Genomic DNA, 24,854 nt, shown 5'->3' on the forward strand with positions numbered 1-24,854 from the left:
TTTGAAGGGCCCGAGAAGGCATGATTGGGCATCTGTTCGCCCCTGTATGGTTCAAAAAAAGTGCGTAGGGCGACCTGTCATGCCCTTAGGGCGGCAATTAGACCCGCAACGCCGACAAGGGTGATGGCTCTTTTGATGTTGTAGGCGAGCGCCGTCAGGCTGAACTCCCCCCGGACGTTTTCCAGGCTGCGCATCAGGAATGTGCCCTGATACATCCACTGTTTTATCGTCCCGAACGGATGCTCGACGCTTTCTCGCCGCCGGTTCAGAATGTCGGGCCGGGCGGCGAGACGCGTTGCCATGCGGTCAAGCACCGCTTCTTTCTCAAGGCGCGAGACGCGACGGAAGCTTTTGGTGCAGCGGTCGCGCATGGCGCACGCCTTGCAGGCGTCGCGGTTGACGTAGTCGATCTTCACATTGTCGCGCGATTTTCCAAAGTGACGGGGTGAGAGCACCTGGTCTGCTGGGCAAAGGTAAATGTCCTTGTCCGGATCGTAGCGGAATTGCTCCTTGGAAAAGAAGCCCTGGGCGACGGCCGGACCGCGGATCGGTTTGGGAACATAGGCGGTGATACCGGCCTTCTCGCAAGCCTCGATATCCTCGATCTTGAAGTAGCCCCGGTCTGCCACCGCATCGATCCTGTCGATACCGAGCGTTTCCATCGCTGCCTCGACCGTCGGCGCAAGAAGCCCCATATCCAGTACCTGGTTACAAACTTCCTGCTCGGCGATCAGCTTGTGCTTCACATCAACGGCAAGCTGGATATTGTAGCCGACGCCCACCTTCGTCATACGCGCCATGGCGCGGGCATCCGGATCGGTCAGCGAGATCTGGTCCTCGCCGGTTTTGTCCAGTTCATCCAGCAGTGCCTTATGACGATCCCGCTTGCCTTTGATCGCCGCAATCTTTTCCGCGAGTTTGCCATCGCAGGGGCCGGAACCGCCGCCATTGCTGCTGGCTTTCTCCTCTTCTGCATCGCCCTCATCAAGCCGCTTCATGTAATCGGCCAGTTTCTCGTCGGCTTCGCGGATGAACTTCGTCAACGCTCCACGCGTGAAGTTGCGGTCCTTGTTGTTCACCGCCTTGATGCGAGTCCCATCCACTGCCAGCAGTTCCCGTCCGAACAGGTCGAGCTGACGGCACAGGATGACGAACTCACGGAACACCTGCCTGAAGGCCGACCGGTTCACGCGGCGGAAATCGGCGATAGTGCGGAAGTCCGGCTTCAGGTGCCGCAGCAGCCAGATGACCTCGATATTGCGATGGGCCTCGGCCTCGAGCCGCCGGCTGGATCGCACCCGGTTGATGTAGCCGTACACGTAGAGCTTCAAAAGATCGGCCGGATCATAACCCGGACGGCCGGTCTCCTTCGCAGCCACCCGCACAAAGCCTGCGGCAGCAAGATCGAGGCCGTCCACGAAGGTCTCGATGAAGCGGACCGGGTTGTCCGGGCCGACATAATCGTCCACCGCTTCCGGCAAAAGCAGCAATTGCGCGCGATCTGTTCCTGAAAGATGGGCCATGGCAAACTCTACCATGTACGATCACCAGTAGGAATCGACCTCAGCGTTTTGGGGCGGTTTGCCTAGTATCCGCTACGTCGTTTAGTATCATCGCAAAACGTGTCGCAAGGTCTGAGAATGTTTGACAAGCTATGGTCCTGGCGGAAGCAACCGCCAATCACACGGGCCGAAAGAGAGCAGTTCATTGAAGGCCAGACCTTTACCAGGCTCAAGGATCGAGACGCAGGTCTGAGGTTCGTGGGTCTGAGATTTCACGACTGCCTTTTCGACAATTGCCTACTATCGGATGAAAGGCCCGATGGATCGAGATCGCAGGTGCAAAACGTCCACCTCGACCAATGCAAATTCGTCGGCTGCCAGATCGGCCCGGCGATCTTCTGCGACGCAACGGTCGCCAATTCAACCGCGAACGACCTGACGATCTTCTGGGGCTCCCTGTTTCGGCGCGTGACATTCACCGGCAGGGTCTCTGCATTCAAGATCAATAGATCGGTGACGTCCCTGCCGGATGCCCGAATGCAGGCGATCTACGACGAGAGCCGCCAAACGTTTTACGAAAATACGGACTGGGCGATCGACATCTCGAAGGCCCAATTCACAAGCTTCGACTGCGAAGGCATTCCGGCACGTCTGTTCAGGCTTGACCTGGAAACTCAGGGCATCGTGCGGAGGGAGAACGTTCCTTCGGACTGGAGGCCCAAGTTCTACGAGACCAATGCCTGGGGGCCGTGGGTATCTCATTTTCTGCGAACGGGGGACGAGGACGCCGTGTTGGCGACGCCGCTCACTAAGCCGAAGAAGATACGTGACCGATTCCTGGAGGACCTGAGGAAGCTCCGTTCCTTGGGAATCGTCGATCCACCCGCTTTATCGTAGGGGATGTCGTGCAACTCCTACAGACTGTCCCAATACCCTCAGGGCGGTTCGTGAAAGGGGTTTTCAGACGGCCTGCGGGAGTTCTGCGACAGGCTATGAGGTGCTCACTCGGATATCTGGGACAATGTATCCCTTCTTGATTTCGCCAAAAACGAAATTGGTTTCCCATGAGCCGATTCCAGGCAATTCCGCCAGTTTTTCGCGGACGAACTCCTCATAGGTATCAAGTGATGCCGTAAAGACCTGGAGGAGATAATCCTGACGCCCCGACATGAGATAGCATGCCGTGATCTCGCTGGTTCGACCCACTCCTTCCTCGAATCTGGCCATCGAGTTCTTGCTCTGGGATGCAAGACGAACCGTTATGAAGGCGATGACCGGCATTCCAAGTGCGCGGTGGCTGATACGTGCGGTGTAACCTTCGATCACGCCCGACTCTTCGAGTATGCGAACGCGCCGGTGGCACGGTGACGGCGAGAGATTGATCCTTTCACTCAGCTCCTGATTGGACAGGCGTCCATCCTTCTGCAATTCGCGGATAATCTTGAAATCAATCTGATCCATATCGTTCAACCGTAGCAGAATCTTCCATCTTATCTGAGTATGCTGGGAGACTTTAGAAGCATCAAGCGTCGAATTGCGTGTACGGTCGGCGACATTGTCGGTTCGATCGGACAAGCCGGCCCACGAACCTGTCTCAACCCGCAAAGGTCTGACGTTTATGAGCTTCGACTTTGACCGCATAATCTCCCGCCATGGCACCAACGCCCTATCGGCGGAAGGGTTTGACAGCTATTTGTTCGGTGGCGGCGAGAATGCGGCGGTCGTCTCTGTCCCGAGGTCCGATCTCATCTCGATGTGGGTCGCGGATATGCAGTTTGCCGTGCCCCCGGCGGCCATCGATGCGATGACTGAGCGGCTGAAGCACCCGATCTTCGGCTACACCATGAATTTCGACGACGGGCTTTACGACGTCTTCGGGGACTGGTGTCTGAAAAGATACGACTGGCGGGTCGAGCGGGAGGAGATGCAAGTTTCCCTCGGCGTTATTCCGGCCCTGTTCAGCCTAGTCGACTACATATGTGCGCCGAACGAACGGGTACTCACCCTCACGCCCGCCTATGGCTATTTCAAACACGCGGCGAACCAGCGTGGTAGGACATTGGTGACCTCACCGCTGCTCGAGGTTGATGGAAGCTACGCCATCGATTTTTGCGATTTCGAACAGAAGGCCAGCGACCCGGCCGTCAAGTTGTTCTTTCTGTGCCACCCACACAACCCGACGGGGCGCATATGGACGGACGAAGAGCTGCGACGGCTCGGCGAGATCTGCATCGCCAACGGGGTGAAGATCGTTTCGGACGAGATCCACTGCGACCTGCTACGCAGGGATCGTCGCCACACGCCCTTAGCCAAGCTTTTTCCCGGCTGCAGGGACATCATCACCTGTATGGCTGTGAGCAAGACCTTCAATCTGGCGGGCATGATGATCGCGACGGTCGTCATCCCCGATGCCGATCTACGCGCCGTTTGGAGAAAAAACCACTACCCGTTTGTGAACCCGATCAGCCTGGCGGCCGCTGTTGGCGTCTATCGCCACGGCGAGCCGTGGCTGGAGGAGTTGCGCGATTATCTTGACGGCAATTTTGCGCTGGTTAGCGAGTTCCTACGGCGACGCCTGCCGCAGGCCGACTTCCAAATTCCCGACGCGACCTATCTCGCCTGGGTCGATCTTTCCGTCTATCTGCCAGCCTCCCTCAATCTCACCAGGTTTTTCATCGAAAACGCCGGCGTCATTCTCGAAGGCGGAGAAATGTTCGTCGAAAATGGCAGACAGCGAATACGCCTCAACCTTGCCAGTCCCCGTTCGCAGGTTCTGCGTGGCCTGGAAAGAATATGTGATGCTATCTCGTCCATCCGTTCGCCTGCGGCGTCGGACGGGTTGAAGATTTTAACCACGCAAAACTCCTGATGTTGGCGGCATGCAGCCGGGCGGCGGTCACAGGCAGCTCTCGATGCGGCAGTCCGAACCATCTATTGTCGTTGCGCTGAGGTCACGCTGACGATGCCAGAGCGTAAGACCACGACCCTCTTGGCAATCAGCCCATGCGCTCCGACGCGTAGGAGCCGGGTGAAGCCGGGAAGACGACAGTCTTGTTGCCGTTGATGAACACCCGGCCATGGATGTGGGCGTGGATGGCCCGGGCGAGCACCTGGCTTTCGACGTCGCGGCCGAGGCTGACATAGTCCTCGCCGCTCTGCGCATGGGTGACGCGGACGATGTCCTGCTCGATGATCGGGCCTTCGTCGAGGTCTGCGGTGACGTAGTGCGACGTCGCGCCGATGAGCTTCACGCCCCGTTCGAATGCCTGCTTATAGGGATTGGCGCCCTTGAAACTCGGCAGGAAGGAGTGGTGGATGTTGATGATCCTGCCGGACATCTTGCGGCACATGTCGTCGGACAGGACTTGCATATAGCGGGCCAGCACGATGAGTTCAGCGCCCGACTCCTCGACGATCTGCATCTGCTTCGCCTCGGCCTCCGGCTTGTTTTCCCTAGTCACCTTGATGCAGTGGAATGGGATGTCGTGGTTCACGACGACCCGCTGGTAATCCGTGTGGTTGGAGATCACGCCGACGATGTCGATCGGCAGCGCCCCGATGCGCCAGCGATAGAGGAGATCATTGAGGCAGTGGCCGAAGCGGCTCACCATCAGGATCACCTTCTTCTTTTCGGCTTCGTCGAAGAATTCGGCCTTCGCCTCGAACTTCCTGGCGATCGGCTCGAAGCCTTGACGAAGCTGGTCAAGCGTATGGCCGTCATGCGGCTGGAAGCTGATCCGCATGAAATAGCGGCCGGTGTCGGCGTCGTCGAATTGCGCGCTGTCGGAGATGTTGCAGCCGTTCTGGGAGAGATAGCCGGCGATGGCGGCCGTCACGCCGCGGATCGACGGGCATGCGACACGCAGAGCGTAGCGAGGGGCCGTGATGGTCATGTCTATCTCCTTGTTTGTCGTCTCAGGCCGCGGCGATCATCGCGTGATGGCCGCGGAATGCGGTGAGCGTGTTGGACAGCAGGCATGCGATCGTCATCGGGCCGACGCCGCCCGGCACCGGCGTGATGGCGCGCGCGTGGCCGGCTTCGCCATACGCCACGTCACCGACGATCCGCGATTTTTCGCCGTCCTGGATCCGGTTGATGCCGACGTCGATGACGACTGCGCCGGGCTTGATCCAGTCACCACGAACCAGGCCCGCCCGACCGGCCGCGACGACAAGAATGTCGGCCGCCCGGCAAAGTTCTGCCGCGTTCCTTGTCTGCGAGTGAACGACCGTGACGGTGCAGTGGGCGTTCATCAGCATCTGCGCCATCGGTTTTCCAACGATATTGGACTTGCCGACGATGACAGCATGAAGGCCGGAGAGGCTCTCGCCGAGCGTATCCTTGATGAGCATCATGCAGCCGAGAGGGGTGCAGGGAACCAAAGCCGGGTTGCCGGTGGCAAGGCGGCCCGCATTCGACACATGGAAGCCGTCGACATCCTTGTCGGGATTGATGGCCTGGATCACGGCGTTCGGATCCAAATGCGCCGGCAGCGGCAACTGAACAAGAATTCCATGTACTTCTGCATCATTGTTAAGGTGATGCACGAGGTCAAGAAGTTCGCCCTGCGTGGTTTCCGCAGCAAGCCGGTATTCGAAGGACCGCATTCCGGCGGCAACCGTCTGACGGTGCTTTGAAGCCACATAAATTGCGCTTGCCGGGTCGTGCCCCACCAGAACGACGGCCAGACCGGGAACGGCTCCAGTCGTTGCCTGCAGCGTTTTGACATCGGCCTTGATGCGCTCGATGAGCCTTGCTGCATACTCTTTGCCGTCGATGTTTGCGGCGCGTGTGAATCTGTCCATTCCCATGGTGTGCTCCATTGCATCCAAGCTCGAACCGGCAAAATGCCGCGCCCGGAGATCTGGGCGGGGCACTTCCGCATGGGTACGTTGCCCTAGTGGCCGTAGATCGGGAACTTCGCGGTCAATTCCGCGATCTTTGCCCTGGCGGTTCCGACGATCTCGTCGGTCCTGCCCTTCGTTTCGGCGTCGATGAGGTCCGCGATGACGTGGCCGAGAACCCGGAACTCCTCTTCCTTCAGGCCGCGCGTCGTCGCTGCGGAGGAGCCAAGGCGCATGCCGACCCACTCCGGAGGACGTGGACTGTCGCCAGGGATCGGGTTCTTGTTGGAGGTGATGTTCGCCTTGGCGAGCAGCGTCTCGGCCTGCTTTCCAATCAGTCCTTTGCTCGACAGATCGAGCAGAACGATGTGGGTGTCGGTGCCGCCGGAAACGATGCGAACGCCACGATCCGCCAGCGTTTCGGCGAGAACTTTCGCGTTTTCAACGACCTGGCGGGCATAGAGCTTGAAATCGTCGCGAAGGGCTTCACCCAGGCAGATCGCCTTGGCGGCCAGGACGTTGCTGTGCAGCGATCCCTGGACGCCGGGAAATACCGCGGCTTGCAGCTTCTTGTACCATTCCTCGTTGTTGGTGAGGATCAGGCCGCCACGCGGACCGCGCAGCGTCTTTGTGGTGGTGCACGTCACGATGTCGGCATGCGGGAACGGCGAAGGATGGACGCCGCCGGCAACGAGGCCGGCGATGTGGGCCATATCCACCAGGAAATGGGCGCCGACCTTCTTGGCGATCTTCGACATGCGCTCGAAGTCGAGTTCGCGCGGATATGCCGAACCACCGGTGATCAGCAGCTTCGGGCGGATTTCTTCGGCGATGCGTTCCATCTCATCAAGGTCGATGACCTCGTTCTGCGGGTTGACGCTGTAATTGTTGGCGTCGAACCAGCGGCCCGACAGGTTCGCCTTCATGCCGTGCGACAGGTGGCCGCCGGCCGCAAGGTCGAGCGAAAGCACCTTTTCGCCTGGCTTCAGAAGCAGGAAGAAGACGGCCAGGTTGGCCTGCGTCCCCGAGTGCGGCTGGACGTTGGCGTAGCCGCAATTGAACAGTTGCTTGGCGCGGTCGATCGCGGCCTGCTCGGCAATGTCGACGAACTGCCCGCCACCGTGAAAACGATTGCCCGGATAGCCTTCGAGCGTCTTGTTGGTGATCTCATGGCCCAAGCCGTCCAGAACCGCGCGGCTGACGATATTCTCCGAGGCGATGAGCTCAATCTGGTTCTGCTGGCGGGCCCGCTCGGAGGCGAGGGCATCGGCGACGAGTGGATCAGCCTCCTGGACGGTGGTGTTGAAATGCACCCTTGCAGCGTTGGTCATCTGAGTTCTCCAATTCCTCGAATTCGTGAGGCGAACCCTAGATCGATCGAAACACCAGAAAAAGTTAATAATATTTGCTTATACGTTCAGACATGCTAATGATTTCGAAGCTGCGAGGAGGTCGTTATGGATGTCGGACGTCTGCGAGCACTGCGTGAACTGTCGATCCGCAAGACCATGGCGGCGGTGGCAGAAGCCTTACACGTCTCGCCGTCGGCCGTGTCGCAGCAAATTGCGCTTCTTGAAGAAGAGGTGGGCATACGGCTCGTCGAGCGACGCGGGCGGGGCGTTGTCATGACGCCCGCCGGCCAGCAACTGGTGCTGCGGGCAGAGAAGATCCTCATCGAAATCGAATCGGCGAAAGCCGACATCGCCGAATTGAAAAGCGTCGTTTCCGGCGAACTTCGGGTGGCGGCGTTTCCTTCCGTGGCGGCCGCCGTCATTCCGAAGGTCGTCTACGATCTCGCCGAAAGGCACCCTCACCTCACCGTCCAATTCGAAGAAATGGAGCCGGGCGAAAGCGTTGCCGCGCTGCGAAGCTGGCAGACGGATGTCGCGATTATCGATGACCTGAATATACCGACCGGCGCGCTCGATCCCAACATCGAGACGATTTTCCTGATGGAGGACGTCTTCAACGTCATGGTCTCCAAGGATCACAGGCTGTCGGAGCGGCCGACCGTTGGCCTGCATGAGCTTCGGGAGGACCGGTGGGCGATCGACACCGCTTCCGACACCTATACGAGGATGCTGGTGGAGGCCTGTCAGGAAGAGGGCTTCAAGCCCAACATCGTGGCGAGGTGCAAGGGATTCGAAGTGACCATTGCGCTGATCCGGCAGAATTACGGCATCTCGATCCTGCCTGGCCTGCGCGCCAGCTATGATCTCGAAGACGTCTGGGTCTGCAGGCTCGTTCCAGAAATCCGCCGGAGGATATTTATCGCCTTCCGCAAAGAGGAAAAGCGCAGTCCGGCCCTTCAGGTGTTCCTTGACCGAATGGCCGAGAAGCCGCCGCTGTCTTGACGCTGGGTGCCGGCGCAACCAGCCCCATGCCGACCACCTCAACATGGCATCCAGGCGACAAAACAACAGATTTCCTAATGTATCACCTCAGGAGAATTAAGTAGATTTGAATGAACCCCACTCCTACTCTCCATCTGCCAATTGATGGGACTGGGAGCGAGGATCGCGCGCAGACCTTGGCCAATAGTGGGAACGACGCAGTCAGAAAGGCGATAACGCCTCCAGCGTCTTACCGGACTTTCGATCGAGCCATCGCTCATTGATTTGGCGTCACCATCACTACGCGATCCGAAAGGGGAACTTCGATGAAACTACTCAAAATCCTGACTGCCGGCGTTTTCGCAGGCGTTGCGTTCACGGCGGCCAATGCTTCCGCCTCCGTTCTCGACACGGTCAAGCAGCGCGGTGTGCTCAACTGCGGCACCGACAACACCGCTCCCGGCTTCGGCTATCTCAATACCACGACCGGACAGATGGAAGGGCTCGACGTCGACTTCTGCAAAGCGGTTGCCGCCGGCGTTCTCGGCGACGCCTCCAAGGTCAAGTTCATCACGGTGACCGACAAGAGCCGCTTTGATGCTGTCCTCACCGGCCAGGTCGATGTCGTCTTCGCCCACACCACGATCAAACCGGCGCGCGAATCGTCAATCGCGATCGATTTTCTGCCGATCAACTTCTACGACGGCACCGGCCTCATGGTGAAAACTGATGCCGGGATCAAGGAATTCGCAGACCTCGATGGCGCAACGATCTGCACCACCCAGGGATCGGCCACCGAGACGGTTCTGGCTGCTGCCTTCAAGGCGCGTGGCTGGAAGGACTCCAAGGTCCTGACCTATGAAAACCTCGAGAAGCTTTTCTCCGCTCTCAACGCGGGTCGTTGCAATGCGATGAGCACCGACAGATCAGCCCTTGCCGCCTGGGCGGGGAATGCGCCGAAGCCTGCCGACTATCTGATCCTCCCGGATACGCTGGACAAGTCCCCGTTCGGCGGCTTCGTGGCTGCCAACGACTCCAAGTGGCGCAACGCGCTGCGCTGGATCGAATACGGCCTCTTCCAGGCCGAGGAGTCCGAGATCACCCAGGCCAATCTGGCCGAAAAGCTGAAGAGCGAAGATCCCTTCATTCAGAAGTTCCTCGGTGTCGGCGGCGGCTACGGCAAGGACTTCGGCCTCTCCGACGACTTCATTGCTCAGGCGATCAAGGCCGTCGGCAACTACGGCGAGGCCTATGATCGCAACCTCGGTCCGAAGACCAAGATGTATCTCGACCGCAACGGCACGCCGAACGCCTTGTGGACGCAGGGTGGCGCCATCTACTCGCCGCTCTGGAACTGATGCCGGCCGGGGGTCGGAACCACAACGTTTCGCCCCCCAAGCTCTTGGAGCCTGAACATGACAATCCACGAAACGAATGCGATCCGCGGCATGGCAGAGAGTGATAGACTGAGGTCGCGACGCCTGCGCAATCGCATCCGGCACGAAGCGATCCAGCTCGGAATCGTCGCTCTGGTCGTCGTGCTGCTCGGCATCCTGGCATATGCGGTCAAGGCGGGCCTTGCCGAGAAGGGCATACGGTTCAGCTTCTCCTTTCTTGCCAACACCGCCGGCTTCGATATCAGCGAAGGATGGACGCTGACGTCTGGTGAAGGCTTCGTCCCCAACCTCGCCCAGTTCTCTTCGGACATGTCGATCGCGTCGGCTTTCGTCACAGGCATTTTCAACACCGCCAAGATCGCACTGCTGGCAATCATCCTCAGCACGATCCTCGGAACGATGCTCGGCGTCGGCCGTCTCTCCACGAACTGGGTGGTGCGAAACCTCTGTTTCTGGATCGTCGAGTTCGTCCGCAACACGCCGCTGCTCATACAGCTCGTCTTCTGGTATTTCGCAGTCGTCCTGCACTTTCCTCCAATGGCGTCTGCAGCAAAGCTCTACGGCGGCCTTATCGTCAGCCAGCAGGGCATATACGTCCCCACGCTGTCTTGGACCGGCGGCGCATCCACCCTTTCGCTTATCCTGGTCACCGCCACAGGAGTGTCGGCCTTGGGCGCAATATTCGACCCCATCCGTGGAGCGCGGCGGATATGCGTCGGCGCGGCGGTCGTCTGCCTCGGGCTGCTGGTCGCGACCGGCGGGATGACGGTGAATTTCCCCGTCGCCAACAAGTTCAAGGCCAGCGGGGGAACCAGCATCAGCCCGGAGATGGCGGCCCTTCTGCTTGCCATCGTCGTGAGCAGCGCTTCCTTCATCGCCGAAACCGTCCGCGGCGCGATCGACGCTCTTCCGAAGGCCCAATGGGAAGCCGCAGGATCGCTTGGGCTCAGCCGGCGCGACACCGTCAACGACATCATCCTTCCGCAAGTGTTCCGCGTCGTTCTCCCCTCCTTCGGCAATCAGTATATCAGCCTGACCAAGAACACCGCGCTCGGGATCGCGGTCGGATATCCGGATCTGTTCAACATTTACGGGACGATCGCCAATCAGACCGGCCACAGCCTTGAGGGCATCATCATCGTCATGGCGTCCTACCTGATCCTCAGCTGGATCATCAGTTCGTCGGTGTACTGGGCGAACCGCCGTCTTAACCCCATGGGAGTGTCGCAATGATCGCCACCTCAATAAAGTGGACCCGCCACAACCTGTTCGGAAAGCCTTTCGACGTCGCCCTGTCGCTGCTGGTCATTCCCGGCGCGCTCTGGCTCGCCTATTCGATCCTTGACTGGGCGCTCACCACGGCAAGGTGGGATATCATCGTGCAGAGCCTGCGGGTGTTGATGATCGGCGTTTTTCCCGCCGATCAGGCGTGGCGCGCATGGACGGCCTCGGCGATCATCGCAGCGACCCTCGGCGCCGGTCTCGGCTGCGTGTTTTCGTTCAAGCCTCACCATGGGCTGGTTCTCGTTCTCGTGCCGTTGCTGCTTTTGATCGCCGATCATGGCGATCCGCAGAACGCCCTGTCTGCGGCAGGCGTCGTTGCCGCAACCTCGCTGGGATGGGTGCTGACGTCGTATGTGCCATTGTCCAGGAAGGCGATGCCCGCCGCGGCGTTCACCGGCTTCATCGTCGTCGTGGCGGTCATGGCGCCTCCGGGCGTGGGGCTCTGGGGCGGACTTCTTCTCAGCGTCCTGCTGACGCTGGTGACGTCGGTCCTGTCCCTGCCGATCGGTATCCTGCTCGCATTCGGACGGCAGAGCCGGCTCTCAAGCCTGCGGATTATTTCCTCCTGGTATATCGAGGTGATGCGGTCGGTCCCGCTCATCCTCGTCGTCTACTGGATCTGGATCCTGATGCCGGTCCTTGCGCCGCAGTGGGGACTGGCCGACGTCGCGCGCGGCATGATCGGGTTCACGATCTTCTATTCCGCCTACGTCGCCGAATACGTGCGGAGCGGCCTTCAGGCGGTTCCCCGCGCTCAGATCGAGGCGGCAAAGTCTCTCGGCATCAGCGAATTCGACATCAACCGCTCGATCGTTCTGCCGCAGGCACTTCGGGTCGTGGTCGCTCCGCTGGTCGGCAACGTGCTCGACATCTTCAACTCGGCGCCGCTCGTCTTCATCATCGGACTGACGGATTTTCTCCGCGCAGGGCAGATGATCCTGGCAAACCCACAATATGGCGACCGGACCTTCGAAGTCCTCTCCTTCCTGCTCATCACCTATTTCCTGGTCGGCTCGATGATCACCTATGCCGCAAGAAAGCTCGAAGACCATATGGCAACGAGTACCCGGTGAGCCGATCCAACACGGAGACATCACGATGAACGCCATCGTCGAAATGAAAAGCATGAACAAGTTCTACGGCGCCCACCATGTGCTCAAGGACATCGATCTCGCCGTCACACGCGGTGAAGTCATGGTCATCCTCGGGGCTAGCGGCTCAGGAAAATCGACCCTCATCCGCTGCGTCAACGGCCTCGAAATGTACCAGAACGGCAGTCTCGTTGTGGACGGCTATGAAATGCCCGTCGAGGCGGACCGGAAGCTTGGCGGGGAACGCGAGCTCGCGGCGATCCGGAAGGGCGTCGGCATGGTATTCCAGCAATTCGGCCTGTTCCCGCACAAAACCGTGCTGGACAATATCACCATCGCCCCGATGCGGGTCCGCAAAAAGTCGCGGGAAGAGGCCGAAGCGACCGCGATGAAGCTCCTCGACCGCGTCGGCCTCAAGGCGCATGCGCACAAATATCCGGGCCAGCTGTCCGGCGGCCAGCAGCAGCGCGTGGCCATCGCCCGCTCGCTCGCCATGGAGCCGCATCTGATGCTGTTCGACGAGCCCACGAGCGCGCTTGATCCGGAAATGGTCGGCGAAGTCCTCGACGTCATGCGGGAACTGGCCACCGAGGGCATGACGATGATGGTCGTGACGCATGAAATGGGGTTCGCAAGAGAGGTCGCCGACCGCGTCGTCTACATCGACCAAGGTTCGATCATCGAGATCGGGAAGCCGGACGAGTTTTTCGACAATCCGAAAAACGACCGAGCTCGCTCTTTTCTCGCCCGCGTCCTAAGACACTGACCAACCGCAGCCCGGCTCACGAATGGAAATGTCCATGAACACCATACTGCCCAGTGCTCCCGCTCGCGCTGATGTTCTCGCGGGCCGACCGACCCTCTGGCTCAATCCATCCTACCGGAAACAGGCGATCGATACCTCGGACCTGCCGGTTTCACCGGCCGATGTGAAGAGCGCGCGCCAGAACTGGCAGCGCTTGGCGCCGCTTCTTGCCGAATGCTTTCCGGAACTGAAGGATACGGGCGGCGAAATCCGCTCCGAACTGGTAGAACTCAAGGAACTCCGCGAGGCGCTCGGCTATCGAACGAGAGAGTTCGGCAACGTCTTCATCAAGGCCGACAGCCACCTGCCGGTTGCCGGCTCGATCAAGGCGCGCGGCGGCGTCTACGAGGTTTTCCTGTTTGCCGAAAGTCTCGCCCGTCAGAAGGGACTGCTCGCTGACGGCGAGGATATCCGGAAGCTGGCAACCGAAGAGGCCCGCTCGTTATTTTCAAGCAATAGCGTGGCGGTGGGCAGCACCGGAAATCTCGGCTTGAGCGTCGGCATCGCCGCGCGCGCGCTCGGCTTCAAGGCCACGGTTCACATGTCGTCCGACGCCAAGGCCTGGAAGGTCGAGCGCCTGCGGAAGCTCGGCGTCGATGCCATCCAGCATGAGGCGGACTACACGACAGCCGTCGAAAACGCCCGCGACATCGCCGACGCCGATCCGACGATCTATTTCGTCGACGACGAACAGTCCCGGCACCTGTTCCTCGGTTACAGCGCAGCGGCGTCGGAGCTGGCCGCGCAACTCGACGAGCGTGGGATAACGATCGACGAGGAAAATCCGCTCTTCCTCTACCTGCCCTGCGGCATCGGTGGAGCACCGGGCGGCGTCGCCTTCGGTGCCAAAGCGATCTTCGGCGACAACGTGCACGCCTTCTTCGTCGAGCCGGTTCAGTCGCCCTGCGCCCTCGTCCACATGATGTCGGGTTCGCAGGAACTGGTGTCGGTCTACGACGTCGGCCTGACCAACAAGACCGAAGCCGACGGCATGGCCGTCGCCCGCATGTCGGCCTTCGTGGCCAATGTGATGCGCGAGATGCTCGCCGGCGTCTACACGGCCGCCGACGACGATCTGTTCAAGCTGCTTCGCATGGCCTGGATCACCCAAAGGCAGAAGCTGGAGCCTTCGGCCGCCGCCGCCTTGCTCGGCCCCGACTTCCTCTTGCGTCACAGGGAAGGCCGGCGTTTCCAGGCTGAACAGGGCATCGAGGAAAAGAAGATGTCGCGGGCGACGCACATCCTCTGGACGACGGGCGGTTCGTTCGTCCCGGAGGAGCAGTTCCAGAACTTCCTTCGTCAGGCGGAAGCCCTCACTTAGTCCCACATGCCGAATGGTGCCACAGGCGCGGCTCTCGAAAGATCCGCGCCTGTCGACCTGACTGCCACTACCTTAGGTCTCAGTTTTCATGCATGTCGATAGCGCAAAGTCTCGCACGACGGCTTCAGAACCGACGCGGGCCTTCCGGTTTGTTTCCGACGATCCCGTCGATCCGGTCCAGCACCTCAGGCGTCATCTTCTGCCTGTGCGAAAGGGCCGAGAGATTGTCCTGCAGCTGGCTGGCGCGCGAGGCGCCGAGAATGACGGTGGAGACGTTGCGATTGGCGAGGCACCACAGCAAAGCGAGATGGGTAATCGACAGGCCGATCTCGTCGGCAAGCCTGGCGAGTTCGCCAACCTGTTTGAGCTGGGCGCGGCCGGCGTCGCTGGACCATTTCTCCTTCAGCCATTCATAGCCCGGCAGGTTCATACGGCTGTCGGCCGGCACGCCGTTATTGTATTTGCCGGTCAGGACGCCGGAGGCGAGTGGCGACCAGATCGTGGTGCCGAGGCCGATGAGGTCGTAGAGCGGCAGATAGTCGGATTCGACCTTCTGGCGTTCGAAGATATTGTACTGCGGCTGCTCCATGGTCGGCGGCGTGATGCGAAGATCGCGGGCCACGGCATAGGCTTCCGTCAGTTGCTGCGCCGACCATTCCGACGTCCCCCAATAGAGCACCTTGCCCTGGGCGACGAGATCGTGCATCGCCCGCACCGTTTCCTCGACCGGCGTATCGATATCCGGGCGGTGGCAGAAATAGAGGTCGAGGTAATCGACCTGAAGTCTCTTCAGCGCGGCATGGCAGGCATCGGTCACGTGCTTGCGCGACAGGCCGCGCTGCGTCGGCTTCTGGCCGCCCCAGAAGACCTTGCTCGAGACGACGAAGCTGTCGCGGCTCCAGCCAAGCGATTTCAGCGCCTCGCCCATGACGATTTCGGACTTGCCGCTCTCATAGCCTTCGGCATTGTCGAAGAAGTTCACCCCGTTGTCATAGGCAAGCTTCATGAGGTCGACGGCATCGCCTCCATGGACCTGCTTGCCGAATGTCACCCATGAGCCGAACGAGAACTCGCTCACTTGCAGACCCGACTTTCCCAGACGACGATATTCCATCATGCAGCTCCCGAAAAATGTGCCGGCCGGTCACCGGCGTTGCGCGATCGATCGAGGACCGACTCGCGTAATCTATGGCATGAACGACGATATGCGAGGAGCGGAAAGAAAAAGGGCGCTCAACGACATCAGCCGGAGCGCCCGTAGCATGCAATCGACGACGTTTGCGGCGGAGGTCGACAGCAGCAACGGCAGATGACGAGATTCGGAACGGATTGGCAACATGCAAGCGGAACAGGGGACGTTATTTCCAGCCGATCGCCTCTGTCATCCACCTGTTATCCACAGCCTATCCACAGGCGCTGGAGCTACGACCGCAGCAACTTCAATGACATTCGCCTGGCGGCAAACAATAGCCCGCAAATACAATGTGACCATCGAATGACACTGCGCTTTTGTTTGCGGGCGCAGATACAAACCACGACGCGGCTCAGCTAGATTCAATTCTCTTCCCGACCGTGGCGGCGGACGCCGGGAGGAAGTGGGCGGTGGGCAACATGAGGGCCCGCCGCCCTCTTTTCATTCAGCCAGTTCTGATTCAGGCAGTGCGGGAGCTTCTATAGACCGAGACACCGAGTTCCCTGATCTTCTTGCGCAGGGTGTTGCGGTTGAGGCCGAGAAGATCGGCCGCCTTGATCTGGTTGCCGCGCGTTGCCGTGAGCGCCGCGAGGATCAGCGGATATTCCATTTCCGTCAGCACGCGGTCATAGAGGCCGGGCGGCGGCAGGTTTTCGCCGAAGCCTGAGAAATAGGTGCGCATGTTCTCCTCGACCGCTTGCGCGATCGTCATCGAGCCGCTGCGGACCGGACCCTTGTCGATCGGGCTGTCGGGCACGTCGGAGCGCAGTTCCGCGTCGATGATCTCGCGGGTGATGACATCCTGCGGATAGAGCGCCATCAGCCGGCGGATGAGATTTTCCAGCTCGCGGACATTGCCCGGCCAGGCATAGGCCTTCATCAGTTCCAGCGCTTCCTGATCGAAGCGCTTGGAGCCGAGGCCTTCCTTTTCGGCCTGCTGGATGAAATGGCGCACGAGATCGGGAATGTCCTCGGCGCGGTCGCGCAGCGGCGGCAGGCGCAGCGGCACGACGTTGAGTCGGTAATAGAGATCTTCGCGGAACAGCCCCTGGTTGATCGCCTGCTTCAGATCCTTGTTGGTGGCGGCGACGATGCGCACATCCGTGCGGATCGGCGTGCGGCCGCCAACGGTTGTGTATTCGCCCTGCTGCAGCACGCGCAGAAGCCGGGTCTGGGCGTCCATCGGCATATCGCCGATCTCGTCGAGGAAGAGCGTGCCGCCTTCGGCCTGTTCGAAGCGGCCGGTCGAGCGGGTCTGCGCGCCGGTGAAGGCGCCCTTCTCGTGGCCGAAGAGTTCCGATTCGATCAGGTCGCGCGGAATCGCCGCCATGTTGATGGCGACGAACGGGCCGTTGCGGCGCTTGCCGTAATCATGCAGCGCCCGGGCGACGAGCTCCTTGCCGGTGCCGGATTCGCCGGTGATCATCAGCGTCAGGTCCGTCTGCATCAAGCGGGCGAGCACGCGGTAGATTTCCTGCATCGCCGCCGAGCGGCCGACGAGCGGCATGCCGTCCTGCATGTCCTCTTCGAGCTTGGCCGGTTTGCGCTTCGGCTCGGCAAGCGCGCGGCCGATGATGCCGATCAGCTCGGTCAAGTCGAAGGGCTTCGGCAGATAGTCGTAGGCGCCCTTCTCGGAGGCCTTGATGGCGGTCATGAAGGTGTTCTGCGCGCTCATGACAAGAACCGGCAGATCGGGACGCGCCTTCTTGATGCGCGGCAAGAGATCGAAGGCGTTTTCATCCGGCATCACCACATCGGTGACGACAAGATCGCCCTCGCCCGCCGAGATCCAGCGCCAGAGAGTAGCGGCGTTGGAGGTGATGCGAACGTCATAACCGGCGCGGCTCAAAGCCTGGTTGAGCACGGTCCGGATGGCCGCATCATCATCTGCAACGAGGATCGTAGCTGTCATCGAGAAGGTCCTGTCGAGCTTGCGGAAGAGGCGTCTTCAAGCGAGGCGTCCTTCGACGCCGGCATGAGAACGCGGAATGTCGTGCGGCTGTTCTGGCTGTCGCATTCGATGATGCCGCCGTGATCGCCGATGATCTTGGCGACCAGCGCCAGGCCGAGGCCGCTGCCGTTGGTCTTGGTGGTGATGAAGGGATCGAAGAGATGCGGCAGCAGATCGGTGGGAACGCCGGGGCCGTTGTCGTGGACGCAGAATTCCAGCGGCAGCGAGATTTTTTCACGGGTGCCGGCGACGGAGAGACGGATGCCGGGGCGATAGGCCGTGGTCAGCAGGATCTCGCCGTCCGGCCTATCGCCGACCGCTTCGGCGGCGTTCTTCACCAGATTGAGGAAGACCTGCACGAGCTGGTCGCGATTGGCATAGACGGCCGGCAGCGATGGGTCATAACTCTCGGTCACGCGGATGTTGCGGGCAAAACCCGCCTTGGCGACGGCCTTCACGTGATCGAGCACGGAATGGATGTTGACCGGCATGCGGTCGACCGGGCGCTCGTCGGAAAAGACTTCCATGCGATCGACCAGCGAGACGATGCGGTCGGTCTCGTCGCAGATCAGCCGGGTCAGCGCCCGGTCGTCGTCGACCGCGGATTGTTCGAGCAGCTGGGCGGCGCCGCGGATGCCGGAGAGCGGGTTCTTGATCTCATGCGCCAGCATCGAGGCGAGACCGGTGACCGAGCGGGCGGCGGCGCGATGCGTCAGCTGCCGGTCGATCTTGTCGGCCATCGAGCGTTCCTGAAAGACGATGACGACGGCGCCGGGCTCGCTGAGCACCGGGGCGACGTAGAGATCGACGAGCTTGTCCTGGCCGAGGCGGGGCGAACTCAGGTCGACGCGATATTCGTTGACCGGCGCCTTGCGCTCGCGCACCTGGTCGATCAGGGCGAGCAGCGGGCTGCCGAAGGGAATGAACGTCGAGATGCGATAACGCGCCAGATGCGAGGCGCTGGCGCCGAAGAAGGCCTCCGCCTCCCAATTGGCGAAAACGACGAAGCCGGATTCGTCGACCATGACGACGGGGTTCTGGATGGCGTTGAGCACGGCCATGGCGACGGTTCCGCCGGCAGGATCGGGCGGAGAAGTCGTATCCTTCGTCATGCCGCCTCCCGGCTGTCGACAACACCCGATGCCAATGCCTGATAAAGGGCCTGATAAAGGCGTGCGGCCACCTCGCGCGGATCGCGGGAGGTCATGATCGCAGCTTTATCACCGCCGGCGAGATCAGGGGCGAAACGCTCGAGATACCAGCCGAGATGCTTGCGAGCATGGCGGATCGCCACCGCCTCGCCGTAGAAATCCAGCATCATCGCGTAATGTTCGACAGCGATATCGGCGATCGCCTCGCGGCGCGGCGCGGCGGCACCTGATATGACGCCGGCATGCCACGGCCTGCCCTGGCAGCCCCGGCCGATCATCACGGCATCGGCGCCGGAGCGGCGCAATATTTCCTGCGCGTCCTCTGACGTTTCGACATCGCCATTGGCGATCAGCGGAACCGAGATTGCCTCGCGAACGGGACGGATCGCGTCCCAATCGGCGCGGCCTTCATAAAACTGCATGCGGGTGCGCCCATGAATGGTCACGAGCTGAATGCCGGCCGCTTCGGCGCGGCGCGCAATCTCGGGCGCGTTGATCGAATTCTCGTCCCAGCCGAGGCGCATCTTCAGCGTCACGGGAATATCGACGGCCTTGACCGTCGCCTCGATGAGGCCGAGCGCGTGATCGGGATCGCGCATCAGTGCTGAGCCGGAGTAACCGCCGATCACCTTCTTTGCCGGGCAGCCCATGTTGATGTCGATGATATCGGCGCCATGATCGGCAGCGATCTTCGCCGCCTCCGCCATCCAGTGCGCCTCGCGGCCGGCGAGCTGCACCATATGCGGACGGAAGCCTGCGGCCTTGAGCCGCGACCAGGATTCGGCCGTGTCGTTGACCAATTCGCGGCTCGCCACCATTTCGGTGACGACGAGGCCGGCGCCGAAGCGCCAGGCGAGCTCGCGGAAAGGCATGTCCGTGACGCCGGACATCGGCGCCAGCACGACACGGTTGCGCACCGATACAGGTCCTATTCGGAAAGGCGCTGCGAGGTCCTTGGAAATCAAATGATTATCTTTCGGGCACACTGTGGAACTGCATGATTTTTAGCCATTGTTCCCCGGCTTGCCAAGGGGGCTCAGATCGAAATCGATATTTTTCGGGCAGATGCTGGAAAAGGCCAAAGCAAGACGTTAGAGCACTCGGGTCAATTCCGCATAATTTAGGGGATTTATGCTGCAAATGCCTTCTAAGCAACCGATATCGGCTGGAATTGTCATCGTCGCCGCCGGCCGCGGCGAGCGTGCAGGCTCCTCCGAGGAAGGCCCGAAGCAATATCGCCTGATCGGCGGCAAGCCGGTTATCGCCCATACGCTTGAAAACTTCATGACGTGGGGGCCGGCGACCGAGATCGTCGTCGTTATTCATCCTGATGACGAGGCACTGTTTGCAAAGGCGTTGCGCCACATCGTCTCGGCAACGCCGATCGAAACGGTGCATGGCGGCGCGACCCGGCAGCAATCCGTGCTGGCGGGGCTGCGACATCTCAAGGACAAGCAAATCAGCCATGTGCTGATCCATGACGCTGTGCGGCCGTTCTTCGACCATGTGCTTCTCGACCGCATCGCCGAGAACCTTGGCGACGGCGCGGCCGCTGTCCTGCCGGCGACACCCGTGACCGACACGCTGAAACGCGCCGACAGCATCGGCGCCGTGTTGACGACGGTGTCGCGCGAGCACCTCTACGCCGCGCAGACGCCGCAATCCTTCGCTTTCGAAACGATCCTCGACGCGCATGAAAAGGCAGCGGCGAGCGGGCGCAGCGATTTCACCGACGATGCCTCGATCGCGGAATGGGCGGGCATTCCGGTGACGATCGTCGAGGGCACGGCCGATAATGTCAAACTGACGGTGAAGAAGGATATCGCCATGGCCGACGACAAACTGTCGACGTCGCTGCTTCCCGATGTGCGCACCGGCAATGGCTACGACGTGCATCAGCTCGTAGCAGGCGATGGCGTGACGCTCTGCGGCGTGTTCATTCCGCACGACCAAAAGCTGAAAGGCCATTCGGATGCCGACGTAGCGCTGCATGCGCTGACAGATGCGTTGCTCGCCACCTGCGGCGCCGGCGATATCGGTGACCATTTCCCGCCCTCCGATCCGCAATGGAAGGGGGCGGCGTCGCGCATCTTCATCGAGCATGCCGCGCGGATCGTGCGAGAGCGCGGCGGCACGATCATGAATGCCGATGTCTCGCTGATCGCCGAGGCGCCGAAGGTCGGCCCGCATCGCGAGGCCATGCGGGCGAAATTGTCGGAGTATCTCGGCATCGAGATCGAGCGCTGCTCGGTCAAGGCGACGACCAACGAGACGATCGGCTTCGTCGGCCGGCGCGAAGGCATCGCTGCGATCGCCACGGCGACCGTCGTCTATCGCGGGGGGAAACGATGAGCCTTTTTCCCGAGGACATTCAGTCGGCGGCGCAGACAATCATCCGTGACTTCACGTCCGCGGGGCTGCTGATCTCGACCGCAGAATCCTGCACCGGCGGGCTGATATCAGGCGCGCTGACCGAGATATCGGGATCGTCGGCGGTCGTCGACCGCGGCTTCGTCACCTATACCAATACCGCCAAGATCGAGCTGCTTGGCGTGCAGGAGGCAACGCTGCTGGGTTTCGGGGCGGTCTCCGAGGAAACGGCGCGGCAGATGGTGCATGGCGCCCTCTTCCGCTCGCGCGCCGACATCGCCATCGCCGTCACCGGCATTGCCGGCCCCGGCGGCGGATCGGCGGAGAAACCGGTCGGCCTCGTGCATCTCGCCGCCAAATCACGCAGCGGCGCGCTCCTCCATCGTAAAATGCTCTATGGCGACATCGGCCGCAGCGAGGTTCGGCTGGCAACGGTCCGGACGGCACTGGAGATGGTGCGCTCGCTCCTCACGCACTGATGGTGCCTGCAGCCGCCCGTCACGCGGCAGCGTAGATCTTGCTCGCGCGCGTCTGGAAGGCTTCCGTGAACATGCGGAAGGCGCGGTCGAACATCGAGCCCATCAGCGCGCCCAAAATGCGGCTCTTGAACTCGTAGTCGATGAAGAAATCGACGGTGCAGCCGCCGGTCGGCGTCTCCGTGAAATGCCAGCGGTTGTCGAGATATCTGAACGGGCCGTCGATATATTTGACCTCGATGACGCGCTCGGCGCGGTTCAGCAGCACCTGGGTCGTAAAGGTCTCGCGGATCGCCTTGTATCCCACAGTCATATCGGCGACGAGAAGGATCTTGCCGTCGCGCTCCTTGCGGCTCCGGATGGCAAGCGCCTCGCAGAGCGGCAGAAATTCGGGATAGCGCTCGACATCGGCAACGAGGTCAAACATCTGTTCGGGCGTGTGCGGGACGGGACGATGGGTTTCGAATTGCGGCATAGGCGGCAATTAAGCGGGCCGGCCGAGAAGATCAAGAAGCTCGCGCATCTCACGACGGGATTTTAGTTGGAGTACCGGTATGTGAGAGCCGCGCTCGGCGATCCCGCCGGCATGATCCCGAAGTGCCGCCTGGATTAAGGGGACGACATGGCGCTCGAAGTTCCAGATATAGGAAAGCGCATCCAGCGAGAGGCTTTCAGGGCAGCCGGCAGGCAATTCGGGACGGTTACGCCCGAAATAACGCAATGCTCTTGAGATGGCACCGGACAGGCAGGCATATCTTGGCGGGCGAAGCCAAATGACCGCCTGAGCGCGCGGCAGGCGAAGATGGAAAGAACTGAGGCCGGTTCAGTCCATGATCCAGCGCTCTTCCTCCACGACCTTGGCGATAAGGCGATCGATCTCATCGCGCGGCCTCTTTCTCCAGCCGGGCAGCCAGTAGAAGTCACGGTCCATGGAGATGTAGCGAAGTCCGAGCGCTCGCGAAAGCCGCTTTGCGAGCGTGCTCTTGCCGCTGCCGGGGCAGCCGATCACCAGGATGCGGTCGGCCGCACGCATCGATTTCAAACCGGATGTGCCTTTCATCGCCGGCAGCCCAAAGAAAAACCGCGATGAAAACCACTGCGGTCAGTTTGTTAACGAACGTCGCGCCCTACTCGGCGGCGTCCTCGGCCTTGTGCCGAGGATCTGCTGCGCATCACCCGTCGCAGATGCTCGGGACAAGCCCGAGCATGACGAAAGGGAGATTGGAGCAGTCTGACGTGCAGCAAAAGGTTGCGAACCCTTACTCAGCCGCCATCACCAGCTTCTTTTCGCGCGCCGCACGCAGCCGGGCAAAATCATCGCCGGCATGGTGGGAGGAGCGGGTCAGCGGGCTGGAGGCGACCATCAGGAAGCCCTTGCTGTAGGCGACCGTCTCATAAGACTTGAACTCGTCCGGGGTGACGAAGCTTTCGACCTTGTGATGCTTGCGGGTCGGCTGCAGGTACTGGCCGATCGTCAGGAAGTCGACATCGGCGGTCCGCAGGTCGTCCATCAGTTGCAGCACCTCGTTGCGCTCCTCGCCGAGGCCGACCATGATGCCCGATTTGGTGAACATGGTTGGGTCGAGTTCCTTCACCCGCTGCAGCAGGCGGATGGAATGGAAATAGCGGGCGCCGGGGCGAACCGTGAGGTAATTGCCAGGGACCGTTTCCATATTGTGGTTGAAAACGTCGGGCTTGGCGGCGACGACACGCTCCAAGGCGCCCGGCTTCTTCAGGAAGTCCGGCGTCAGGATTTCGATTGTCGTTGCCGGCGAAGCGGCGCGGATCGCCCAGATCACCTTTTCGAAGTGTTCGGCGCCGCCGTCCTCCAGATCGTCACGGTCGACCGAGGTGATGACGACGTGGGATAGGCCCATCTCCTTGACCGCCTTGGCGACATTCTCGGGCTCGGCCATGTCGAGCGCGTTCGGCTTGCCGGTGGCGACATTGCAGAAGGCGCAGGCGCGGGTACAGATCTCGCCCATGATCATGAAGGTGGCGTGCTTCTTGTCCCAGCACTCGCCGATATTCGGGCAGCCGGCCTCCTCGCAGACGGTGACGAGCTTGTGCTCCTTCACGATCGCCCGCGTCTCGGCATAACCCTTGGAGGTCGGCGCCTTGACGCGGATCCAGTCCGGCTTGCGCATGACTTCCGTATCCGGCCGATGCGCCTTCTCCGGATGGCGCACGCGCTTGGCGTCGGGATTGATCGTGTCGAGGATAGTCACCATTGCAGTATCAGCCTTCCGCCGCTCTTAAAGCGGCATCATCTCTTGATCTAGCGCCGCACCAGCCGCGCAAGGAATATCAGCAGGCAGGCGCCAAGGAAACCCGTGACGAAATAACCGAGCCGTCCGCCGGCGAGCTGGACATGGAATTGGGCGAGGATGGCGGTGGCGACGACCGAGCCGACGATGCCGAGCACGATATTCAGGAAAATCCCGTACCGCGCCTCCATCAGCTTGCCGGCGAGCCAGCCCGCAAGGCCGCCGATGATGATTGCCGAAATTAAGCCCACGCCTTCCATGCCTGCCCTACCCTTAAGCGACCGCCCTGGCGATCAGCACCACGATAATCGCGCCGACGGTGGCGTGGATGATCTGCACCACCAGCGCATTGTCGATGCCCAGCGAAATGCCGAGGGCGCTGAACAGATAACCGCCGACGAAGGCGCCGATGATGCCGCTCAGCAGGCATCTGATCAAACCGCCGCCACCGACGACCAGACTGGCGAGGAAGCCTGCGACCAGGCCGATCAGCAAAAACACCAGCAACGCCTGCGTCTCCATAGACATGATGATTTCCTTTCGTTTTTTCCAGCCCCCGAGCTATGGCCTAGGCCACCCCGGAAGATGGCTTAGCCGCCCTGGGGGATGGCATACGCCACCCGGGATAAAGGGCGGCCTTGGAAATTATCAAGCGTTCAGCACACGGCCATAGGCATCGAGCACCGCTTCCTTCATCGTTTCGGAAACTGTGGGATGCGGGAAGATCGTGTGCATCAGCTCTTCCTCTGTCGTCTCCAGGTTCATCGCGACGACAAAACCCTGGATGAGTTCGGTGACTTCGGCGCCGACCATGTGGGCGCCGAGCAGCTCGCCGGTCTTCTTGTCGAAGATCACCTTGACCATGCCCT

The 24,854-nt window shown here is 61.0% G+C and carries 23 protein-coding genes and 2 pseudogenes; 10 read left to right on the top strand and 15 right to left on the bottom strand.

Features of this window, described 5'->3' with window-relative positions; genetic code table 11:
• Positions 1-77: 77 nt before the first annotated feature.
• Positions 78-1,523, bottom strand: a complete 1,446-nt coding sequence (locus AF337_RS34480; RefSeq protein WP_049735629.1) for an IS1182 family transposase — start codon at positions 1,521-1,523, stop codon at positions 78-80.
• Between the two features lie 315 nt (positions 1,524-1,838).
• On the opposite strand from AF337_RS34480, the gene AF337_RS34485 reads away from it, so the two are divergent.
• Positions 1,839-2,399 carry a hypothetical protein gene (locus AF337_RS34485; RefSeq protein WP_152971327.1) on the top strand — a complete coding sequence of 187 codons (561 nt, stop codon included), beginning with the start codon at positions 1,839-1,841 and terminating at the stop codon, positions 2,397-2,399.
• 93 nt (positions 2,400-2,492) lie between these two features.
• Here the strand turns inward: AF337_RS34485 and AF337_RS34490 are convergent, their stop codons facing one another.
• The gene (locus AF337_RS34490; protein ID WP_049735595.1) at positions 2,493-2,963 is read right to left on the bottom strand and encodes an Lrp/AsnC family transcriptional regulator; all 471 of its coding nucleotides are present in this window, start codon (positions 2,961-2,963) and stop codon (positions 2,493-2,495) included.
• Positions 2,964-3,120: 157 nt separating this feature from the next.
• On the opposite strand from AF337_RS34490, the gene AF337_RS34495 reads away from it, so the two are divergent.
• Positions 3,121-4,371, top strand: a complete 1,251-nt coding sequence (locus AF337_RS34495) for a MalY/PatB family protein (RefSeq protein WP_049735596.1) — start codon at positions 3,121-3,123, stop codon at positions 4,369-4,371.
• A 127-nt stretch (positions 4,372-4,498) separates the two neighbouring features.
• On the opposite strand, the gene purU is transcribed toward AF337_RS34495, so the two are convergent.
• From purU to AF337_RS34510, 3 genes are all read right to left on the bottom strand, one after another.
• Entirely contained in the window at positions 4,499-5,395 is an 897-nt protein-coding gene (gene purU, locus AF337_RS34500; RefSeq protein ID WP_049735597.1) for a formyltetrahydrofolate deformylase, read from the bottom strand.
• A 22-nt stretch (positions 5,396-5,417) separates the two neighbouring features.
• A complete protein-coding gene (folD, locus tag AF337_RS34505) occupies positions 5,418-6,314 on the bottom strand; it encodes a bifunctional methylenetetrahydrofolate dehydrogenase/methenyltetrahydrofolate cyclohydrolase FolD (RefSeq protein ID WP_049735598.1) in 897 nt (298 codons plus the stop codon).
• Between the two features lie 86 nt (positions 6,315-6,400).
• Entirely contained in the window at positions 6,401-7,678 is a 1,278-nt protein-coding gene (locus AF337_RS34510) for a serine hydroxymethyltransferase (protein ID WP_049735599.1), read from the bottom strand.
• A gap of 126 nt (positions 7,679-7,804) precedes the next feature.
• Here AF337_RS34510 and AF337_RS34515 point away from each other — a divergent pair, with 126 nt between their 5' ends.
• The 6 genes from AF337_RS34515 to AF337_RS34540 all read left to right on the top strand — a co-directional run bounded on the left by AF337_RS34515 (position 7,805) and on the right by AF337_RS34540 (position 14,578).
• Entirely contained in the window at positions 7,805-8,701 is an 897-nt protein-coding gene (locus AF337_RS34515) for a LysR family transcriptional regulator (protein WP_049735600.1), read from the top strand.
• Positions 8,702-9,006: 305 nt separating this feature from the next.
• Positions 9,007-10,038: a transporter substrate-binding domain-containing protein gene (locus tag AF337_RS34520; RefSeq protein WP_049735601.1), complete on the top strand. Its 1,032-nt coding sequence runs from the start codon at positions 9,007-9,009 to the stop codon at positions 10,036-10,038.
• 57 nt (positions 10,039-10,095) lie between these two features.
• Positions 10,096-11,310 (top strand): ABC transporter permease subunit, encoded by a 1,215-nt coding sequence (locus AF337_RS34525; protein WP_049735602.1) that lies wholly within the window; start codon positions 10,096-10,098, stop codon positions 11,308-11,310.
• Positions 11,307-12,434: an amino acid ABC transporter permease gene (locus tag AF337_RS34530; protein ID WP_049735603.1), complete on the top strand. Its 1,128-nt coding sequence runs from the start codon at positions 11,307-11,309 to the stop codon at positions 12,432-12,434. Before AF337_RS34525 ends, AF337_RS34530 begins: the two co-directional genes overlap by 4 nt.
• Positions 12,435-12,459: 25 nt before the next feature.
• Positions 12,460-13,218: an amino acid ABC transporter ATP-binding protein gene (locus AF337_RS34535; RefSeq protein WP_049735604.1), complete on the top strand. Its 759-nt coding sequence runs from the start codon at positions 12,460-12,462 to the stop codon at positions 13,216-13,218.
• Between the two features lie 34 nt (positions 13,219-13,252).
• A complete protein-coding gene (locus AF337_RS34540; RefSeq protein WP_049735605.1) occupies positions 13,253-14,578 on the top strand; it encodes a D-serine ammonia-lyase in 1,326 nt (441 codons plus the stop codon).
• A 124-nt stretch (positions 14,579-14,702) separates the two neighbouring features.
• On the opposite strand, the gene AF337_RS34545 is transcribed toward AF337_RS34540, so the two are convergent.
• The 4 genes from AF337_RS34545 to dusB all read right to left on the bottom strand — a co-directional run bounded on the left by AF337_RS34545 (position 14,703) and on the right by dusB (position 19,858).
• Positions 14,703-15,692, bottom strand: a complete 990-nt coding sequence (locus tag AF337_RS34545; protein ID WP_049735606.1) for a potassium channel beta subunit family protein — start codon at positions 15,690-15,692, stop codon at positions 14,703-14,705.
• A 538-nt stretch (positions 15,693-16,230) separates the two neighbouring features.
• Positions 16,231-17,682, bottom strand: a complete 1,452-nt coding sequence (gene ntrC / locus AF337_RS34550; RefSeq protein WP_049735607.1) for a nitrogen regulation protein NR(I) — start codon at positions 17,680-17,682, stop codon at positions 16,231-16,233.
• Positions 17,679-18,833 carry a two-component system sensor histidine kinase NtrB gene (locus AF337_RS34555; protein WP_049735608.1) on the bottom strand — a complete coding sequence of 385 codons (1,155 nt, stop codon included), beginning with the start codon at positions 18,831-18,833 and terminating at the stop codon, positions 17,679-17,681. The genes ntrC and AF337_RS34555 overlap by 4 nt, the downstream gene beginning before the upstream one ends.
• Positions 18,830-19,858 carry a tRNA dihydrouridine synthase DusB gene (gene dusB / locus AF337_RS34560; protein WP_049735609.1) on the bottom strand — a complete coding sequence of 343 codons (1,029 nt, stop codon included), beginning with the start codon at positions 19,856-19,858 and terminating at the stop codon, positions 18,830-18,832. The genes AF337_RS34555 and dusB overlap by 4 nt, the downstream gene beginning before the upstream one ends.
• A gap of 145 nt (positions 19,859-20,003) precedes the next feature.
• On the opposite strand from dusB, the gene AF337_RS34565 reads away from it, so the two are divergent.
• Positions 20,004-21,224 carry a bifunctional 2-C-methyl-D-erythritol 4-phosphate cytidylyltransferase/2-C-methyl-D-erythritol 2,4-cyclodiphosphate synthase gene (locus tag AF337_RS34565; protein ID WP_049735610.1) on the top strand — a complete coding sequence of 407 codons (1,221 nt, stop codon included), beginning with the start codon at positions 20,004-20,006 and terminating at the stop codon, positions 21,222-21,224.
• Positions 21,221-21,721 (top strand): CinA family protein, encoded by a 501-nt coding sequence (locus AF337_RS34570; RefSeq protein WP_049735611.1) that lies wholly within the window; start codon positions 21,221-21,223, stop codon positions 21,719-21,721. Before AF337_RS34565 ends, AF337_RS34570 begins: the two co-directional genes overlap by 4 nt.
• A 19-nt stretch (positions 21,722-21,740) precedes the next feature.
• Here AF337_RS34570 and AF337_RS34575 read toward each other — a convergent pair whose 3' ends face one another.
• From AF337_RS34575 to AF337_RS34600, 6 genes and pseudogenes are all read right to left on the bottom strand, one after another.
• The gene (locus AF337_RS34575) at positions 21,741-22,193 is read right to left on the bottom strand and encodes a type II toxin-antitoxin system RatA family toxin (RefSeq protein WP_049735612.1); all 453 of its coding nucleotides are present in this window, start codon (positions 22,191-22,193) and stop codon (positions 21,741-21,743) included.
• 9 nt (positions 22,194-22,202) lie between these two features.
• Positions 22,203-22,778, bottom strand: a pseudogene (locus AF337_RS34580) (AAA family ATPase).
• Between the two features lie 199 nt (positions 22,779-22,977).
• The gene (lipA, locus tag AF337_RS34585) at positions 22,978-23,949 is read right to left on the bottom strand and encodes a lipoyl synthase (RefSeq protein WP_049735613.1); all 972 of its coding nucleotides are present in this window, start codon (positions 23,947-23,949) and stop codon (positions 22,978-22,980) included.
• Positions 23,950-23,996: 47 nt separating this feature from the next.
• Entirely contained in the window at positions 23,997-24,245 is a 249-nt protein-coding gene (locus AF337_RS34590; RefSeq protein ID WP_049735614.1) for a GlsB/YeaQ/YmgE family stress response membrane protein, read from the bottom strand.
• 13 nt (positions 24,246-24,258) lie between these two features.
• Positions 24,259-24,513: a GlsB/YeaQ/YmgE family stress response membrane protein gene (locus tag AF337_RS34595; protein ID WP_003573335.1), complete on the bottom strand. Its 255-nt coding sequence runs from the start codon at positions 24,511-24,513 to the stop codon at positions 24,259-24,261.
• Between the two features lie 120 nt (positions 24,514-24,633).
• Positions 24,634-24,854, bottom strand: a pseudogene (locus AF337_RS34600) (dihydrolipoyl dehydrogenase); the annotation flags it as partial.

The sequence above is a fragment of the Rhizobium ecuadorense genome (assembly GCF_001187535.1).
Classification (GTDB): domain Bacteria; phylum Pseudomonadota; class Alphaproteobacteria; order Rhizobiales; family Rhizobiaceae; genus Rhizobium; species Rhizobium ecuadorense.

What these genes read in the sequence shown, in the direction of transcription:
- AF337_RS34480 (WP_049735629.1), bottom strand. Translation starts at nt 1,523, where the DNA reads ATGGCCCATCTTTCAGGAACAGATCGCGCGCAATTGCTGCTTTTGCCG.
- AF337_RS34490 (WP_049735595.1), bottom strand. Translation starts at nt 2,963, where the DNA reads ATGGATCAGATTGATTTCAAGATTATCCGCGAATTGCAGAAGGATGGA.
- AF337_RS34495 (WP_049735596.1), top strand. Translation starts at nt 3,121, where the DNA reads ATGAGCTTCGACTTTGACCGCATAATCTCCCGCCATGGCACCAACGCC.
- purU (WP_049735597.1), bottom strand. Translation starts at nt 5,395, where the DNA reads ATGACCATCACGGCCCCTCGCTACGCTCTGCGTGTCGCATGCCCGTCG.
- folD (WP_049735598.1), bottom strand. Translation starts at nt 6,314, where the DNA reads ATGGGAATGGACAGATTCACACGCGCCGCAAACATCGACGGCAAAGAG.
- AF337_RS34510 (WP_049735599.1), bottom strand. Translation starts at nt 7,678, where the DNA reads ATGACCAACGCTGCAAGGGTGCATTTCAACACCACCGTCCAGGAGGCT.
- AF337_RS34515 (WP_049735600.1), top strand. Translation starts at nt 7,805, where the DNA reads ATGGATGTCGGACGTCTGCGAGCACTGCGTGAACTGTCGATCCGCAAG.
- AF337_RS34520 (WP_049735601.1), top strand. Translation starts at nt 9,007, where the DNA reads ATGAAACTACTCAAAATCCTGACTGCCGGCGTTTTCGCAGGCGTTGCG.
- AF337_RS34525 (WP_049735602.1), top strand. Translation starts at nt 10,096, where the DNA reads ATGACAATCCACGAAACGAATGCGATCCGCGGCATGGCAGAGAGTGAT.
- AF337_RS34530 (WP_049735603.1), top strand. Translation starts at nt 11,307, where the DNA reads ATGATCGCCACCTCAATAAAGTGGACCCGCCACAACCTGTTCGGAAAG.
- AF337_RS34535 (WP_049735604.1), top strand. Translation starts at nt 12,460, where the DNA reads ATGAACGCCATCGTCGAAATGAAAAGCATGAACAAGTTCTACGGCGCC.
- AF337_RS34540 (WP_049735605.1), top strand. Translation starts at nt 13,253, where the DNA reads ATGAACACCATACTGCCCAGTGCTCCCGCTCGCGCTGATGTTCTCGCG.
- AF337_RS34545 (WP_049735606.1), bottom strand. Translation starts at nt 15,692, where the DNA reads ATGGAATATCGTCGTCTGGGAAAGTCGGGTCTGCAAGTGAGCGAGTTC.
- ntrC (WP_049735607.1), bottom strand. Translation starts at nt 17,682, where the DNA reads ATGACAGCTACGATCCTCGTTGCAGATGATGATGCGGCCATCCGGACC.
- AF337_RS34555 (WP_049735608.1), bottom strand. Translation starts at nt 18,833, where the DNA reads ATGACGAAGGATACGACTTCTCCGCCCGATCCTGCCGGCGGAACCGTC.
- AF337_RS34565 (WP_049735610.1), top strand. Translation starts at nt 20,004, where the DNA reads ATGCTGCAAATGCCTTCTAAGCAACCGATATCGGCTGGAATTGTCATC.
- AF337_RS34570 (WP_049735611.1), top strand. Translation starts at nt 21,221, where the DNA reads ATGAGCCTTTTTCCCGAGGACATTCAGTCGGCGGCGCAGACAATCATC.
- AF337_RS34575 (WP_049735612.1), bottom strand. Translation starts at nt 22,193, where the DNA reads ATGCCGCAATTCGAAACCCATCGTCCCGTCCCGCACACGCCCGAACAG.
- lipA (WP_049735613.1), bottom strand. Translation starts at nt 23,949, where the DNA reads ATGGTGACTATCCTCGACACGATCAATCCCGACGCCAAGCGCGTGCGC.
- AF337_RS34590 (WP_049735614.1), bottom strand. Translation starts at nt 24,245, where the DNA reads ATGGAAGGCGTGGGCTTAATTTCGGCAATCATCATCGGCGGCCTTGCG.
- AF337_RS34595 (WP_003573335.1), bottom strand. Translation starts at nt 24,513, where the DNA reads ATGTCTATGGAGACGCAGGCGTTGCTGGTGTTTTTGCTGATCGGCCTG.